The 16,099-nt window shown below is 62.2% G+C and carries 14 protein-coding genes; 4 read left to right on the forward strand and 10 right to left on the reverse strand.

Annotated features, from left to right (window positions below):
• Positions 1-6: 6 nt before the first annotated feature.
• A complete protein-coding gene (gene ileS / locus TR36_RS09450; protein ID WP_045391397.1) occupies positions 7-2,916 on the forward strand; it encodes an isoleucine--tRNA ligase in 2,910 nt (969 codons plus the stop codon).
• A gap of 68 nt (positions 2,917-2,984) precedes the next feature.
• Here ileS and TR36_RS09455 read toward each other — a convergent pair whose 3' ends face one another.
• The 3 genes from TR36_RS09455 to TR36_RS09465 are packed head-to-tail and all read right to left on the reverse strand — an operon-like array spanning position 2,985 to position 5,314.
• Complete coding sequence (locus tag TR36_RS09455) at positions 2,985-3,677, reverse strand: phosphatidylcholine/phosphatidylserine synthase (RefSeq protein ID WP_045391395.1); 693 nt, start codon at positions 3,675-3,677, stop codon at positions 2,985-2,987.
• Between the two features lie 45 nt (positions 3,678-3,722).
• Complete coding sequence (locus TR36_RS09460; protein ID WP_062763079.1) at positions 3,723-4,640, reverse strand: tyrosine recombinase XerC; 918 nt, start codon at positions 4,638-4,640, stop codon at positions 3,723-3,725.
• Positions 4,637-5,314, reverse strand: coding sequence for a DUF484 family protein (locus TR36_RS09465; protein WP_045391391.1), 678 nt, complete (start codon positions 5,312-5,314; stop codon positions 4,637-4,639). Before TR36_RS09465 ends, TR36_RS09460 begins: the two co-directional genes overlap by 4 nt.
• 127 nt (positions 5,315-5,441) lie before the next feature.
• On the opposite strand from TR36_RS09465, the gene gltX reads away from it, so the two are divergent.
• A complete protein-coding gene (gene gltX, locus TR36_RS09470; protein WP_062763082.1) occupies positions 5,442-6,767 on the forward strand; it encodes a glutamate--tRNA ligase in 1,326 nt (441 codons plus the stop codon).
• Here gltX and TR36_RS09475 read toward each other — a convergent pair whose 3' ends face one another.
• From TR36_RS09475 to TR36_RS09490, 4 genes are all read right to left on the reverse strand, one after another.
• Positions 6,768-7,343 carry a hypothetical protein gene (locus TR36_RS09475; RefSeq protein WP_062763084.1) on the reverse strand — a complete coding sequence of 192 codons (576 nt, stop codon included), beginning with the start codon at positions 7,341-7,343 and terminating at the stop codon, positions 6,768-6,770.
• Positions 7,344-7,430: 87 nt separating this feature from the next.
• A complete protein-coding gene (locus TR36_RS09480; RefSeq protein ID WP_045391385.1) occupies positions 7,431-7,979 on the reverse strand; it encodes a biotin transporter BioY in 549 nt (182 codons plus the stop codon).
• A 25-nt stretch (positions 7,980-8,004) separates the two neighbouring features.
• A complete protein-coding gene (locus TR36_RS09485) occupies positions 8,005-8,604 on the reverse strand; it encodes an energy-coupling factor transporter transmembrane component T (RefSeq protein ID WP_062763087.1) in 600 nt (199 codons plus the stop codon).
• Positions 8,601-9,302 carry an energy-coupling factor ABC transporter ATP-binding protein gene (locus TR36_RS09490; RefSeq protein WP_045391383.1) on the reverse strand — a complete coding sequence of 234 codons (702 nt, stop codon included), beginning with the start codon at positions 9,300-9,302 and terminating at the stop codon, positions 8,601-8,603. The genes TR36_RS09485 and TR36_RS09490 overlap by 4 nt, the downstream gene beginning before the upstream one ends.
• Before the next feature lie 82 nt (positions 9,303-9,384).
• On the opposite strand from TR36_RS09490, the gene dprA reads away from it, so the two are divergent.
• Complete coding sequence (gene dprA, locus TR36_RS09495) at positions 9,385-10,470, forward strand: DNA-processing protein DprA (protein ID WP_045391381.1); 1,086 nt, start codon at positions 9,385-9,387, stop codon at positions 10,468-10,470.
• A 51-nt stretch (positions 10,471-10,521) separates the two neighbouring features.
• Entirely contained in the window at positions 10,522-13,170 is a 2,649-nt protein-coding gene (gene topA, locus TR36_RS09500; protein WP_045391379.1) for a type I DNA topoisomerase, read from the forward strand.
• 44 nt (positions 13,171-13,214) lie between these two features.
• On the opposite strand, the gene choV is transcribed toward topA, so the two are convergent.
• The 3 genes from choV to choX are packed head-to-tail and all read right to left on the reverse strand — an operon-like array spanning position 13,215 to position 16,054.
• Positions 13,215-14,237: a choline ABC transporter ATP-binding protein gene (choV, locus tag TR36_RS09505; protein ID WP_062763089.1), complete on the reverse strand. Its 1,023-nt coding sequence runs from the start codon at positions 14,235-14,237 to the stop codon at positions 13,215-13,217.
• Positions 14,234-15,070, reverse strand: a complete 837-nt coding sequence (choW, locus tag TR36_RS09510) for a choline ABC transporter permease subunit (protein WP_045391373.1) — start codon at positions 15,068-15,070, stop codon at positions 14,234-14,236. The genes choV and choW overlap by 4 nt, the downstream gene beginning before the upstream one ends.
• Positions 15,071-15,127: 57 nt before the next feature.
• Positions 15,128-16,054, reverse strand: coding sequence for a choline ABC transporter substrate-binding protein (gene choX / locus TR36_RS09515; RefSeq protein ID WP_045391370.1), 927 nt, complete (start codon positions 16,052-16,054; stop codon positions 15,128-15,130).
• Between the last annotated feature and the right edge of the window lie 45 nt (positions 16,055-16,099).

A 16,099-nucleotide genomic window follows, 5' to 3' on the forward strand; every position in this document is an offset into this window, starting at 1 on the left:
GCCTCCATGAGCGCCGATACGACCCCCGACTACCGCGATACCGTATTCCTGCCCGAAACAGACTTCCCGATGCGCGGTGGCCTGCCCACGCGTGAACAGGGCTGGCTGGATCATTGGGCGCGGATCGGGATCTATGACCGCCTGCGTGAAAAGGCGGGGCGCACGCCCTTTACCCTGCATGACGGCCCTCCCTATGCGAACGGCAATTTGCATATCGGCCACGCGCTGAACAAGACGATCAAGGACATGATCGTGCGCAGCCACCAGATGATGGGCTTTGACGCGCGCTATATTCCGGGGTGGGATTGCCACGGCCTGCCGATCGAATGGAAGATCGAGGAGCAGTATCGCGCCAAGGGTCTGAACAAGGACGATGTCGATATCGTCGATTTCCGTCAGGAATGCCGCGCGTTTGCCAAGGGCTGGGTCGATATCCAACGCGAGGAGTTCAAGCGCCTTGGTGTTACCGGGAATTGGGCCGATCCCTATCTGACCATGGATTTCCATGCCGAAGCGGTGATCGCCGACGAATTCATGAAGTTCCTGATGAACGGCACGCTGTATCGCGGATCGAAGCCTGTCATGTGGTCGCCCGTTGAAAAGACGGCCCTTGCCGAGGCCGAAGTGGAATATCACGACCACACGAGCCATACGATCTGGGTGCGGTTCAAGCGCCGGTCCGGCAGCGTGGCCGGCGATGTTGCCGAGGATCTGCGCGATGCCTCCGTCGTCATCTGGACCACGACGCCCTGGACCATTCCGCAGAACCGTGCCGTGGCCTATAACCCCACGGTCGCCTACGGCCTCTACCGCGTGGATGAAGTTGCGGAAAACGCGATGGCCCGGGCGGGGGAACATCTTCTGCTGGCAGATGCGCTGGCCGAAGCCGTGATGGCGCAGGCGAAGGTGCAGGGCTTTACCCGCCTGCGCGACGTGGCTGCCTCCGAGCTGGAAGGCGTCACTCTGGCGCACCCCTATGCCGGTATCGAGGGCGGGGCGGGTGAATGGGATTACGATGTTCCGCTGCTGCCGGGTGACCATGTGACCGATGATGCGGGAACGGGCTTTGTCCATACGGCACCCAGCCATGGTGATGACGACTATCAGGTCGGCCTCAAGTTCAACCTGAAGATGACCTACAACGTGGAGCCGGACGGATCCTACCGGGCGGATCTGCCGTTGTTCGCAGGCCAGCACATCATTCTTGCCGATGGCAAGGAAGGACCGGCCAATGTTTCCAACATCAAGGCTCTTGCGGGGGCGGGGGCGTTGCTGGCCAAGGGCAAGCTGAAGCACTCCTATCCGCACTCGTGGCGGTCGAAGGCCCCGGTCATCTATCGCAACACCCCGCAATGGTTCGCAGGGATCGACCGCCCGTTGAACGACGGCACGGGCGATTACGGCAATACCATCCGGGAACGTGCGCTTGCCTCCATTGAACGGCTGGTGAAATTCACGCCGCAATCGGGCCGCAACCGTCTGCATTCGATGATCGAGGCGCGCCCGGACTGGGTGCTGTCGCGCCAGCGGGCATGGGGCGTTCCGCTGACCTGTTTCGTCAAGAAGGGTGCAAAGCCCGAGGATGACGACTTCTTGCTGCGCGATGCGGCCATCAATGCCCGAATCGTGGCGGCGTTCGAGGCCGAAGGTGCCGATGTCTGGTACAAGGACGGCTTCAAGGCCGAGATGCTGGGCGATCTGGCCGAGAGCTACGAGCAGGTGTTCGACGTGCTGGACGTCTGGTTCGATTCCGGATCCACCCATGCGTTCGTATTGCGTGACCGGGCCGATGGCTCCGAGGACGGTATTGCGGACGTCTATATGGAAGGGACGGACCAGCACCGTGGCTGGTTCCATTCCTCGCTGTTGCAGGGCTGCGGTACGATGGGGCGCGCGCCCTATCGCAACGTCGTCACCCACGGCTTCACGCTGGACGAAAAGGGCATGAAAATGTCCAAATCGGTCGGCAATACCGTGGTGCCGGAAAAGATCGTCAAGGAATACGGCGCGGATATCCTGCGGTTGTGGGTGGCGCAGGCCGATTACACCGCCGACCAGCGGATCGGAAAAGAGATCCTGAAGGGCACCGCCGACAGCTATCGCCGTCTGCGCAACACCTTGCGGTTCCTTCTGGGCGCGCTGAAGGGGTTCGAGGAGATCGAGCGGGTGGCACCTGCCGAAATGCCCGAGCTGGAGCGCTGGGTACTGCACCGCCTGTCGGAGCTGGATGGCGAGGTCCGTCGCGGTTATGCCGCGTTCGATTTCCAGGGTGTGTTCCAGAAGTTGTTCACCTTCTGCACCACCGATCTGTCGGCGATCTATTTCGACATCCGCAAGGATGCGCTGTATTGCGATGCCGCCGACAGCTTGCGCCGCCGGGCTGCGCGCAGCGTGCTGGACATCGTGTTCCACCGTCTGGTGACATGGCTGGCCCCTATCCTCGTGTTCACGACCGAGGATGTGTGGCTGTCGCGCTATCCGGGGGATGATTCCTCGGTGCACCTGCAGGACATGCCGGAAACGCCCGCCGCCTGGGCGGATGCCGATCTGGCGGCGAAATGGCAGGGCATCCGTTCGGCCCGCCGCGCGGTGACGGCAGCGCTGGAGGTGCAGCGCACGGCCAAGGTCATCGGTGCCAGCCTCGAGGCCGCCCCGACGGTTTATGTCGCGGATGCGGCCCTGCTGGCCTCGCTCCGGTCGGTGGATTTTGCCGAACTGTGCATCACCTCGGCGTTGACGCTAAGCGGTGACACCGCTCCGGAAGGTGCGTTCACTCTGCCCGAGGTGCCGGGCGTCGCCGTCGTGTTCCACGAGGCCGAGGGTGAGAAATGTGCCCGTTGCTGGCAGATCCTGCCCGATGTCGGAACCCATGCACATCCGGCAACCTGTGCCCGCTGCAACTCCGTACTGGGGTGATTGTGCCAGAAGGCCAACGGAAAAGGCGCCCTGCAAAGGGCGCCTTTTTTGCATTCCGGCGGATGGGGTCAGCGCCGCTGCGGCACAAGCTGCTGCGCGATGCCCGCCAGCAGAAGGTATAGCGATGTGGCGATCAGCCCCCAATGTGCCAGACTTTGTGGATCGAAGGACACCATGGCCGCCCATCCGGCAAAAACGATCCATGCGATTGCAACGGGCAGGGACAGTACCCGCCAACGTTCGGTCCGGACGGGATGGATGAACTTGAGGTTGGTGAACATCGCGATGGCCAGCATCAGCGTCATGATCAGGATCAGGGTTTCATGCGGGCGCGCGGCGAAAACCACCAGAATGTACATGTTCCAGCATCCGGGAAAGCCCGCAAAGGAATTATCCTTCGTCTTCATCCGCGTATCGACGAAATAGATGACCGAGGCATAGACGATCACCAGCAGGGTGAGCCACCCTTCCCATCCATCCAGAAGCCCCGACTTGAACAGGGCATAGGCCGGGATGAACACATAGGTCAGGTAGTCGATGATCATATCCATCATCACCCCGTCATATGTGGGCCAGTTCTTTTTTACGTCATAGCGGCGGGCCAGCGGTCCATCGATACCGTCCACGATCAGGGCCACCACCAGCCACGAGAACATCAGGCCCCATTTTTCCTCGACGGCGGCCAGCATGGCCAGCATCGACAGGATGGCGCCCGTGGCGGTCAGCAGGTGAACGGATAAAGCTTTTAGTCGAAGATCCATGGGCGGGATCGGTCCTTTCGGCAATCGTGGTATAACCGGGATCGGTTATGCGCGTGGGTGGGCGCGGGCATAGACCTCCATGATCCGTGCTGTATCCACCCCCGTATAGACCTGGGTAGAGGAAAGCGACCCATGGCCCAGCAATGTCTGGATGGTACGTAGATCGCCGCCTTTGCCCAGCAAGTGCGTGGCAAAGGAGTGGCGGAACGCATGCGGCGTGGCGGAAGACGGCAGGCCGAGGCGTTCTCGTGCGAGTTCGACCGTTTTTGCCACGATCCGCGGGTTGAGCGGGCCGCCGCGAGCCCCGCGAAACAGCACGCCACCCGCCAGATCATGGGGGCAGAGTGCGACGTAATGCGCCACCGCCTGTTGTGCGACCGGCAGCGTGGGGATCAGGCGTTCCTTGCCGCCCTTGCCCGTTACCCGCAACACATCGGGCAGGGGGGAGGCCTCGGCGGTCAGCCCGAGTGCTTCGGATATCCGCAGGCCGCAACCGTACAGAAGGGTGATGACGGCCTGATCGCGGGCGGCGATCCAGGCTTCGGGGTGGACCGCGACCTCGGTCAGCATGGCCCGGGCAGGAGCTTCGGGGATCGGGCGGGGCAGGGAGCGTTTGTAACGCGGGGCACGCGCCGAGAGGATGACGGTTGCATCCCCCCCCTCACGATCATTCAGCCAGTGGGTAAAGGATTTGATGGCCGATAACCGCCGCGCCAGCGACCGCGACGCCAGTCCCTTGCCACGCTCGGCCGCCATGAAGGCCCGCAGATCCGTCTGCGGTACGGTGACCAGATCCGCCAGCCCGTAGCCTTCGGCCCGATGCCGCGCCAGAAAATTCATCCAGCACGCCACATCGGTGCGATAGGCCGTAACCGTTGCCGGAGATGCATTGTCGATTGCGGACAGATGCGACAGCCAGCGTGTCAGAGCATCGCGGGCAGCCGGCGGTATGGCAAGGGTCATGACAGCCAGCGGCGCATCACACGCTGGAAAACGCCGGTGAAGAACGTCAGCAGCTCCGACCCCTGTCCGGAATGGAACTGCCCTTCGTCCGCGGCCCCGAGGGCAAGCATACCCGGCAGGCGGCCCTGACCCAGATCCAGAAGCAGCAGCGCCTCGGATTTGATCCAGCGAGTGCGGTCACCATAGATCGTTTCGACCCCGCCGGATGCAGGACGCAGGATGACCGGCCCCTCCCGACCCGCGTAATCGGCAATGAAGCCGGCGGGGGCGGTGCACAGCACATTGTCGAATTTGTCCAGCGCAGGATCAGGCTCATCCTCGCTGGTTTCCAGTACAAGACGCAGGCTGTCGACCCGCAGGGTCTGCGCCATGTCATGTTCCAGCGTGGTCAGCAGCGCGGGAAAGGATGGCGGGTCCAGCAGTTGCAGAATGGCCCTGTGGATCTGGGCCGTGCCTGCCACGTTTTCATAGGCGGCCGCGATCACATGGCGGTGGGTGTCTTGCAGCGTGTCCAGTTCCGACGTCAGCCGCTGCATCGCGGCGCCCCGCAGATCGATGACATTATGGCCACGCTGTGCATCACCTGCGGCGATCAGGGCGCGCATCACATCTGCGTCTTCAAGCACAAGTTCGGGCTGCGACAGGATATGTGCGCGCCATTCTGTGGGTTGCATGCTGCTCTCTCTTGTTCTTTTGCAGGAGTATATCCGGCACCCCGTGCCTTGCAATGCCGGGCCACACGATATGGACAAGGTGCTGCTTTCATGAAACAGGTTCGCCACAGAACCGGAGGTTTTCCTGATGCCCGTCGTCACCCGTTTTGCCCCTTCCCCCACAGGTTATATCCATGTGGGCAACCTGCGTACCGCGCTGATGAACTGGATGATCGCCCGTAAGGCGGGCGGCAAGTTCATTCTGCGACTGGACGATACCGACCAGGAAAGGTCCAAGCAGGAGTATGTGGACGCGCTCAAAGAAGATCTGGAATGGCTGGGCCTGACATGGGATGTCGAGGAACGCCAGTCCCTGCGTCTTGAGCGTTATGCCGAGGCTGCCGCCGACCTGCGCGAAAAGGGGAAGTTCTACGAATGCTTCGAAACGCCCACCGAACTGGACCTGAAGCGCAAGAAACAGCTGAACATGGGCCGTCCGCCGGTCTATGACCGTGCGGCGCTGGCCCTTTCGCCCAAGGAGGCGGATCGCCTGCGGGCAGAGCGTGGGGGCTATTGGCGTTTCCAGCTGGACCAGCAGCGTATCGAATGGAAAGACGGCATCCTTGGCGACATCTCCATTGATGCGGCCAGCGTTTCGGACCCGGTCCTGATCCGGCAGGACGGGCAGGTGCTTTATACCTTCGCCTCTTCGGTCGATGACATCGACATGGGCGTCAGCTTTATTGTGCGCGGTGCGGACCATGTGACCAATACCGCCACGCAGATCCAGATCATGGAGGCGATGGGCGGCAAGGTTCCCGATTTTGCGCACCACTCGCTGCTGACCGGCCCGCAGGGCGAGGCGCTGTCCAAGCGTTTCGGCGTGCTGTCCTTGCGTGATCTGCGGGCGCGGGGCGTGGAGCCGATGGCGCTGTTGTCGTTGATGGCCCGGCTGGGATCGTCCAAGCCGATTGAGGTGGTCGAGGATCTGACAGAGCTGATGGACGGGTTCGACATTGGCAGCTTCGGGGCCGCACCGACCAAGTTCGACGCCGAGGATCTGTTCCCGCTGACCAAGCAATGGGTGCAGGGGCGTCCGTTCGATGCCGTAGCCGCGCGGATCGCAGCGCTTGGTGTGCCGGACCATCTGGCCGAAGGCTTCTGGCGCGTGGCGAAGGACAACATCACCGTTCTGGATGATCTGGAGGGGTGGTGGGTACTGTTTCGTGATGGCGCCGAGCCGCTGATCGACCCCGAGGATGCGGAGTTCGTGGCCGAGGCGCTGACCCTGCTGCCTCCTGCGCCCCATACATCGGCCACATGGTCCGAGTGGACGGCAAAGGTGAAGGAAGCAACGGGCCGCAAGGGCAAGGGCCTGTTCATGCCCCTGCGCAAGGCCCTGACGGGGCAGGCGCATGGCCCCGACATGGGCGATGTCATGCCCCTGTTGCAGCGCATCCGCGCCGCCGAGTAATCAGCGGCAGCTGGCCAGTTGGGTGCGGTAGCGGTCTGCCCGCGCTGCCACCCGCTGGGCCACGTTTATCAACCATGCCTTGTTGCGATAGGTGCCCCGGCTGTAGCCGGTGCGCCCCTCATGATATGCAAGATACTGGTTCTTCACGTCGGTTTTGGAAATGCCAAGCGCGCGTGTCGTGCCATCCGCGTACCAGCCGACGAAATCGGCCGATGCATAGATACGGTCACGCCGCGACCAGCTTCCGCCTTCTTTGGCCTGATACTCTTCCCACGTACCGTCCAGCGCCTGCGTGTAGCCATAGGACGAGCTGACACGCCCGGCGGGAAAGATGCCCAGAAACCATTTACGGGGCGGGCGGGCATCCCCGACAAAGGCGGATTCCTGATAGATCACGGCCATCTGGACGTAGATCGGCACCCCCCATTTCCGTTCGGATGCCTCCATGGCATGGGCGTAGTCGCGACGTTCGCTCAGGATGCTGCAGGCGTTGTCTGTATTGCTTGGTTGCGAGACGTTCCCCGCGCATGATGCCAGAAACAGCAGTGATGCCACTGCCAGAAATTTCCTGCCCATAAAATCTGCCCTCGTTTTTTCCTGAGTGTAGCGGGTGGAGAGGGCGCGCGTAATGCAATTAATTTTGTGGGCGGGGAACTGCCGTCTTCAGTTGCGGGAAAGCAGGACGTGCGGACGCGCCCGCGCAAGGCTTTGGGTGATCAACGCGGCCAGACCGACCTTGATCAGATCACCGGGCAAGAAGACAGCCATGGAGGCGGCAATCGTCGCCATCGCGGTTTCTTCGGGGGAATAGAGCCACAGGCCGAAAATTCCGCAGGCATAAAGCACGACGATCCCGCCGATAACGCCAGCAAAGGCTGATACCAGCAGAACCTGCCCCTTCCATGCGCGCATGATGGCCCCGATCACGAAGGCCGCAACCGGAAAGCCCAGAAGGAAGCCCGCGCTCGGGCCGACGAAGGGAGCCAGTCCGCCCCGGCCACCGGCAAGAATCGGCAGGCCCATTGCGGCCACGGCCAGATACAGCAGCACGGCCAGCGCGCCGCGACGGGCACCCAGAACGGTTCCGCACAACATGATCCCGAGGCTCTGAGCCGTGATCGGAATGCCCAGTGGCAAATGGATCTGCGGGACAGTGCTGAGTGCAGCGATCAAGGCGGCAAACAGGGCAATCAGAGTAACGTTGCGTTCCATGGTTTCTCCTCCGGTAAGATCACGCTTATGACAGACCGCCGCGCGCGCGCAAGGCATCTGCAACATGCTCGGATTCATCCAGAACAGCCAGCAGGGTAGGGTTGACCGTGCGCCATCCGGCACGACGGGGGGACCGTGCCCGCCACGCATCGCCCGCGCGGGCATAACGCAGGGCAAGGACGGGTACCGTCCGCAGTGTCAACGCCACCGCCAACGCAAGCGCATGGGGCGGAATGCCGATATGGCGCAGGGGAAAGGTGACCCGCGTCAGCACGGCAATCAATGCATCCAGCCGCGTTGTCATGGTGACCAGATTGGCCGCCGCCATGGCCACCGTCAGCCGCAGGGCCATGACCAGCCCTTCGCGCGGTGCCCCCAGCCACAGGTGCCACAGGCAAACCACAACGATCAGCGGCCAAAGGGGCCGCAGCACCCGTACCCCGGCAATGGTGAATGCGCGCCCCCCTGAGGCATAGGCTGTGCCGACGGCCAGCAGCATCAGCGCCAGCGGCCCCGCACGGTCCATGACCAGCACGACCGCCGTCAGCCCCATCAGGGCCAACAGCTTCGGCCCCGCGCGAAAGCCGTGCAGGGGGGTGGGCAGCGGATAGGTCAGGGAAATCACGGATCTTCCCTTTCGGCGATCTGTTCCATGGCGCGGGTGAAGGCAGGGACCACACGTTCGGGCGGGCCGTCGTCGTGGATCTGCCCGTCCTCCAGCCATAAGACGCGGGCGCACCCCTGGGCCGAAGCTGGATCATGGGTAATCGTGATCAGCCGCTGCGGCAGGGTGGCCAGACGCCGTTGCAGGCGCAGGCGGGTGGGCAGGTCCAGCGCGGCAAAAGGTTCGTCCAGAAGCAATGTTCGCGGGGCCATCATCGTGACGGCCATCAGGCACAGCAATTGTTTCTGCCCCTGCGACAGGGTGTGGACCAGCCTGCCTGCCCAATCGGACCGCCCCTCTTGCTGCAGCATGGCAAGGGCGGCACGATTTGCCTCGGCGGTGCTTTGCCCCATCTGCCGCAAGCCGAAGGCCAGCTCCTCCTCTACCGTGGGGAAGATGATCTGGTGTTCGGGGTTCTGAAACAGGATTCCGATGTGGGGCAGGATCTTGCGGCGGTTCTCGGGGTCGATGCCATCGACGGTGACCTTGCCCGCAGTAGGTGCGATCAGCCCTGCCATCAGCCGCAGCAGTGTTGTCTTGCCAGAGCCGTTCCGGCCCAGAATGGCGATCCGCTGTTCGGTCAGATGCAGGTTTATGCCGTGCAGGATCGTGCGTCCCTGAACGGCAAATTCCGCATCGGTGATCTTTATGCCGTTCATGTTCCTCCGGCCCTGTGTGGCGCGATTGTCTAGTCCGTAGCAGGTTAAATACACATTAACCATTTGGCGGCAAAAGGCCGGAATGGATGCAACCCGTGATGCCCTTCGCCTGATCCGGTCCCGCAGGGTGGGGCCCGTGACATTCCATCGGCTGATGGAAGAGCATGGTTCTGCACGGGCTGCCCTTGCCGCTTTGCCGCAGATTGCCCGTTCATCGGGGGTGGAGGCCTATGAGGCCTGCCCCCTTGCCGTGGCCGAGGCCGAGATCCGCAAGGGAGAGGCTGCCGGCGCCCGCCTGATCGTGTGGGGGGATGCGGATTACCCTGCCGGGCTGTCGGCCATTCCAGATGCGCCGCCGGTGCTATGGGCCATGGGGGATACGGATCTGCTGGCGCGGTCCATGGTGGCCCTCGTGGGGGCGCGAAATGCCTCCAGCCTCGGGGTGAGGATGGCACGGAAGCTGGCGTTCGGGTTGGGGGAGGCGGGCCATGTGGTGGTGTCGGGGCTGGCGCGTGGGATTGATTCCGAGGCGCATTCCGTAGCGCTGGATCACGGCACGGTGGCGGTCATGGCGGGTGGGATCGATGTGATCTATCCATCGGAAAACGCCGAATTGGCCATGCGCATTGCCCGCCACGGCTGCCTGATCAGCGAGCAGCCCCCGGGGGTAGAGCCGCAGGCCCGCCATTTCCCGCTGCGCAACCGGATCGTCTCGGGGCTGTCCCGCGCTGTTGTGGTGGTGGAGGCGGCGGCGCGGTCCGGCAGCTTGCTGACAGCCAGAATGGCGCTGGAGCAGGGGCGAGAGGTCTTTGCCGTTCCGGGTCATCCCTTTGATGCGCGGGCGGCCGGGTGCAACCGCCTAATCCGCGAGGGCGCGACATTGATTGCCGAGACGCGCGACATTCTGGAGCATGTGCCCGCCCCGCGGCGGATGGTACCTGCGACAGCCAGGCCTGCCCGCACCCTGCCGCAGGCTATGCCGGTTGCTGCCGGTGGGCTTGCGGCGCGTATTCTTGACAGGCTTGGGGCCAGCCCGATCCCCGAGGATCAGCTGATCCGGGATGTGGCCGCCCCTGCCAGTGCGGTTGCGGCGGAATTGCTGCAACTGGAGCTGGAAGGAAGGGTGGAAAGACAGCCCGGCGGCATGCTTGCGCGGCTCATGCATTGACAATGGTGGGCAATCGCCCACATCTAAGCCCGCTGTCGAAGGGAATTATACATGGCTGTCGTTGTCGTTGAATCACCGGCCAAGGCCAAGACGATCAACAAATATCTGGGGTCGGACTACACGGTTCTGGCCTCCTACGGTCACGTCCGCGATCTGCCGCCCAAGGACGGATCGGTGGATACCGATGATGAATTCGCCATGAAATGGGAGGTGGCCGCGGATAGCAAGAAACATATCCGTGCCATTACCGATGCCCTCAAGACCGACGACACATTGATCCTTGCGACCGACCCCGACAGGGAAGGGGAGGCGATTTCATGGCACCTGCAGGAGGCGCTTGCGTCTTCGTTGAAGAAGGGCAAGACGATTCGTCGCGTCACCTTCAACGCCATCACCAAGGCTGCTGTGCTGGAGGCCATGGCGAACCCGCGTGATATCGACGCGCCATTGGTAGAGGCCTACTTGGCCCGCCGCGCGCTGGATTATCTGGTGGGTTTCAACCTTTCACCCGTATTGTGGCGCAAGCTGCCGGGGGCCAAATCCGCAGGTCGTGTGCAGTCGGTCTGCCTGCGATTGATCGTTGAGCGGGAGATGGAGATCGAAGCCTTTCGCGCCCGCGAATACTGGAGTGTGAAGGCAGGGCTGCTGACACCGCGCGGGGCGGAATTCGACGCGCGCCTGACGGTTCTGGGCGGCAAGAAGCTGGATCGTTACGATATTGCGACAGCCGAAGCGGCAGAGCTGGCCGTGCAGGCGGTCACCTCGCGCGATCTGAAGGTGCAGTCGGTAGAGGCGAAGCCCGCCACGCGGAACCCCTCGGCGCCGTTCATGACGTCGACCCTGCAGCAGGAGGCCAGCCGCAAGTTCGGCATGGGGGCGAAGGTCTGCATGTCCACAGCCCAGCGTTTGTACGAGGCGGGGCATATCACCTATATGCGGACCGACGGCATCGACATGGCCCCCGAAGCCGTGATGGAGGCGCGGGACGAGATCAAGCGCCGCTTCGGGAATGATTATGTTCCACCCTCGCCGCGCATGTACAAGAACAAGGCCAAGAACGCACAGGAAGCGCATGAATGTATCCGCCCCACGGATATGGCCGCCTCTCCTGAAAAGCTGCGGCTGGAGGCGGATCAGCGCAAGCTTTATGACCTGATCTGGAAGCGGACATTGGCCAGCCAGATGGCGGCCGCCCGGTTCGAACGGACGACCGTTGATGTCGGCAGTGATGACGGGCAGGTGGTGTTGCGCGCGACCGGGCAGGTTGTGGTGTTTGACGGTTTCATCGCGATCTATGAAGAGGGACGCGATGATGACGGAGAGGATGACGGCCGTCTGCCGCAGATCACCCAAGGGGAAGCGGCCAAGAAGCAATCCGTTACGCCAGAGCAGCATTTCACCCAGCCGCCGCCCCGGTATACCGAGGCGACCCTGGTCAAGCGCATGGAAGAGCTGGGGATCGGCCGTCCGTCTACCTATGCCAGCGTGCTGACCACGATTCAGGACCGTGAATACGTTCGCAAGGACAAGAACCGTCTGTTCCCCGAGGACAAGGGGCGGTTGGTCACGGCCTTTCTGACCAATTACTTCAAGCGGTATGTGGAATATGATTTCACCGCCGATCTTGAGGCCGAGCTGGACGATGTGTCGGCCGGTGACAGGAACTACAAGGAGGTTCTGGCACGTTTCTGGCGGGATTTCTCGGCAGCGATCGCGGAAACAGCCGACCTTCGGATCGGTGAGGTTCTGACCACGATCGATGATTTTCTTGCGCCGCACCTGTACCCCGCGCGCGAAGACGGATCGGACCCTCGTGTCTGCCCCGTTTGCCACGAAGGGCGGCTGAACCTGAAAACCTCTCGCGGTGGCGGGGCATTCATCGGTTGCGGCAATTACCCCGAATGCCGCTACACGCGCCCGATTTCCGTGGCGGGCGATGGTGAGGCGGTCGGGGAACGTGTGCTGGGAGAGGACCCTGCCGGCGTGCCGGTCTGGCTGAAAACGGGCCGCTTCGGCCCCTATGTCCAGAAGGGCGAGGCGACCGAGGACGTGCCGAAACCCCCGCGTGCCAGCCTGCCCAAAGGGTGGTCGCCCGCGAATATGGATCTGGAAAGGGCGCTTCGTCTGCTGGATCTGCCGCGCCCGATCGGCCCGCACCCCGAGGATGGTGAACTGGTCGAGGCGGGGATTGGCCGCTTCGGCCCCTATGTCAAGCATGGCTCCAAATATGCGAACCTGCCTGATGTGGAGGAAGTGTTCGAGATCGGGATGAACCGTGCAGTCGAGGTTCTGGCCCAGAAAGTGGTGCGGGGGCGCGCCGCAGCAGCAGAGCCATTGCGCCAGCTGGGGGACCACCCGGACGGGGGCGCGCTTAGCGTCATGGCCGGTCGCTATGGCCCCTATGTCAAATGGGAAAAGGTGAACGCGACCCTGCCGAAGGAGTTGGCACCAGAGACCATCACTCTGGAAGAGGCGCTTGTTCTGGTGAACGAGAAGGCCGCGAAGGGTGGCAAGAAAAAGGCGGCACCCAAGAAGGCGGCAGCGAAAAAGCCTGCTGCCAAGAAGCCTGCAGCCAAGAAAACGGCCGCGAAAAAGGCGGCTACGACGAAAACGGCTGCTGAAAAGGCCCCTGCCGCGAAGAAACCCGCGGCAAAGAAGGCGCCTGCCAAGCCGAAGGCAGAAAAACCGTCCGAAGACTAAGAACGGGGGCCAATCAGGCCCCCGTCTTCATTTTCCGGTTACCGTCAGCTGCGCGGATCCAGAAGCCGCGCCATGACCGTGCTGGCACGGATCACGCCGATAGGCTGGCCCTGATCAAGGACGGAAAGTGTTTCCACACCATCCCGCAGCAGTTGCATGACCTGTTTAACGGGCTGCTCGGCGTCGACCGTGGGGGCGCTCTCTGCCGTTCCTGCGGTCATCACATCACGCGCCCGCAGCACCGACAGTGGGTTCATATGGGCCACGAAATCGGCAACATAATCCGACACTGGGTTGGCGATGATCTCGCGGGCCGTGCCGCATTGCACGATCCGCCCGCCGTCCATCAGGGCAATCCGGTTGCCGATCTTGAACGCTTCGTCCAGATCATGGCTGACGAATATGATGGTGCGCTTGAGGTCCGATTGCAGTTCCAGCAATTCATCCTGAAGGCGCGCACGGATCAGCGGGTCCAGCGCCGAAAAGGGTTCGTCCATCAGCAGGATCGGTGCTTCGGTGACAAAGGCGCGGGCCAGACCCACGCGCTGCCGCATTCCGCCCGAAAGCTCCTCAACCCGCCGGTCCGCCCATTGCGTCAGGTTCACCAGCCGAAGCTGTTCATCCACCCGTTTGCGGCGTTCCTTGGCAGAAATGCCGGCCAGTTCCAGCCCCAGCCCGACATTTTCCCGGACGGTCCGCCATGGCAGCAGGCCGAAACCTTGAAAGACCATGGCCACGCGGGACAGGCGCAGCTGCCGCAGATCGCGTGATGTGGCATTGGTAACGGAAACCATCCTGTTCCCGTCATTGATCCGCACTTCTCCGCGCACGACGGGGTTCAAACCGTTTACCCCCCGCAGCAAAGTGGATTTCCCGGAGCCGGACAGCCCCATCAGCACGAGGATCTCCCCCTCCTCCACCGTCAAGGAACAGTTGTGGACGCCAAGGATCTGGCCTGTCGCCGCTTCTATTTCCGTGCGGGATTTGCCGGCATCCATCAGGGGCAGGGCGGTTTCGGGGGCCGTGCCGAAAACAACCGAAACGTTATCGAAAACAACCGATGTCATGTGCGGGTCACCTTCAGCATGCGGTCCAGAATGATGGCCACCACAACAATGATGATGCCTGATTCAAACCCGAGGGAGGTATTGACCGTATTCAGCGCACGGACCACCGGCACGCCAAGGCCATCTGCCCCGACCAGTGCCGCGATCACCACCATCGACAGGGACAGCATGATTGCCTGCGTCAGCCCGGCCATGATCTGGGGCAGGGCCCACGGCAGCTCCACTTTCCAGAGCCTCTGGCTGTTGGTGGCCCCGAAACTTTCCGCCGCTTCCATCAGGGCAACGGGAGTAGAAGCGATGCCGAGAGCCGTCAGCCGGATCGGGGCCGGCAGCACGAAGATGACCGTGGCCAGCAATCCGGGCACCATTCCCAGACCGAAGAAGACGATTGCCGGGATCAGGTACACAAAGGTGGGCAAGGTCTGCATCAGATCCAGAACGGGTGTCAGCGCTTGTTGCAGCCGCGGGCGATGCGCGGCGGCGATGCCGATGGGAACGCCGATCAGCATGCAGGTCGCACAGGCGATCACGATCAGCGCCAGGCTTTCGGTCATCGCCTCCCAATAGCCCTGGTTCAGAACGAACAGAAATCCAAGCGATACCAGAAGGCAGGTTTTCCAGTTGTGCTGGATACCCCATGTGATGGCCACCAGTATTCCGATCACGACCAGCGGATGCGGCCATTGCAGGGCAAACAGGACAGCTTCGATCAGCGCATCCATCACGTCGGAAATAACGTCGAAAACCGGGCCGCCATTCGCGGTCAGCCAGTCGAACAATGTCTTGGCGAATTTTCCTACGGGGATTTTATAATCAGTCAGCCAGTCGAGCATCCGGTATCCAGAGTTGTTGCGGTCAGAAGGGCCCCGCCTGATGCGGGGCCGTCAGGTTTAAAGGCCGAAAGCCTCTTTCACGACCGCCAGACCGTCCTGGCCGTCAACGGTGGTCACGCCGGCCAGCCATGGTTCGATCACTTCGGGATGTTCGGAAACCCATTTCACCGTGGCATCATCGGCGTCCATTCCGTCATCAAGGATATAGGCCATCATTTCGTTTTCCATGGGCAGGGTGAATTCCTGCTGGGACAGGAGCCTGATCACATTGGGGCATTCCTGCTGGAAACCCTTGCGGACGATGGTGTTCACCACGCCCTCTTCGCCAAAGAATTCTGCTCCGCCCTGAAGATAGTCGATGTCGAACGTGGTGTTCATCGGATGCGGCGCCCAACCGATGAACACGACCGGTTTTTCACGTGGGTAGAACCGTGAAACCTGCGCCAGCATCCCCTGTTCGGACGATTGGACAAGCGTCCAGCCTTCCAGCAATTTTCCGGGCTGGGTCAGGCTGATGATGTATTCGTTGCTTTCGTTGCCCGGTTCGATTCCGTAGATCGTGCTGTCCAGCTGATCCGCGAACTTCGGCAGATCCTCATATGTCCTGAGGCCCTGCGCCGACAGGTATTTCGGCACGGCAAGATTGAACTTCGTACCTTGCAGATTGGTCTTTACCGTTTCGATCGTGCCTGCGGCCAGATAACCGGAAATGGCCGAATCCTGCGATGGCATCCAGTTGCCCAGAAACACGTCCAGATCGCCTGCGGCAACCGATGCAAAGGTGACCGGAACGCCCAGAACGTCGACATCCACGTCATAGCCCAACGCCTCCAGCATCTGGCGCGTCAACGAGGTGGTGGCGGTGATGTCCGTCCAGCCCACATCCGACATGCGAACCGAGGTGCATTGCGATTGTGCCAGTGCCGGACCCGCCAGGGCGAGCGCCGTTACCGAGGCCAGAAATGCGGATTTGATAGTGGGCATATGTGATCTCCCGAGGGGTTGNTTTTTATTGACTGATGAGTCAAT

The organism is Falsirhodobacter sp. alg1 (assembly GCF_000739715.2).
Taxonomy (GTDB): domain Bacteria; phylum Pseudomonadota; class Alphaproteobacteria; order Rhodobacterales; family Rhodobacteraceae; genus Falsirhodobacter.

Coding starts and splice junctions, on each gene's coding strand:
- TR36_RS09480 (WP_045391385.1), bottom strand. CDS start 7,979: ATGGAACGCAACGTTACTCTGATTGCCCTGTTTGCCGCCTTGATCGCT.
- TR36_RS09465 (WP_045391391.1), bottom strand. CDS start 5,314: ATGCAACCCACAGAATGGCGCGCACATATCCTGTCGCAGCCCGAACTT.
- dprA (WP_045391381.1), top strand. CDS start 9,385: ATGGATGCAACCCGTGATGCCCTTCGCCTGATCCGGTCCCGCAGGGTG.
- choX (WP_045391370.1), bottom strand. CDS start 16,054: ATGCCCACTATCAAATCCGCATTTCTGGCCTCGGTAACGGCGCTCGCC.
- topA (WP_045391379.1), top strand. CDS start 10,522: ATGGCTGTCGTTGTCGTTGAATCACCGGCCAAGGCCAAGACGATCAAC.
- choV (WP_062763089.1), bottom strand. CDS start 14,237: ATGACATCGGTTGTTTTCGATAACGTTTCGGTTGTTTTCGGCACGGCC.
- TR36_RS09475 (WP_062763084.1), bottom strand. CDS start 7,343: ATGGGCAGGAAATTTCTGGCAGTGGCATCACTGCTGTTTCTGGCATCA.
- TR36_RS09455 (WP_045391395.1), bottom strand. CDS start 3,677: ATGGATCTTCGACTAAAAGCTTTATCCGTTCACCTGCTGACCGCCACG.
- ileS (WP_045391397.1), top strand. CDS start 7: ATGAGCGCCGATACGACCCCCGACTACCGCGATACCGTATTCCTGCCC.
- TR36_RS09490 (WP_045391383.1), bottom strand. CDS start 9,302: ATGAACGGCATAAAGATCACCGATGCGGAATTTGCCGTTCAGGGACGC.
- choW (WP_045391373.1), bottom strand. CDS start 15,070: ATGCTCGACTGGCTGACTGATTATAAAATCCCCGTAGGAAAATTCGCC.
- gltX (WP_062763082.1), top strand. CDS start 5,442: ATGCCCGTCGTCACCCGTTTTGCCCCTTCCCCCACAGGTTATATCCAT.
- TR36_RS09460 (WP_062763079.1), bottom strand. CDS start 4,640: ATGACCCTTGCCATACCGCCGGCTGCCCGCGATGCTCTGACACGCTGG.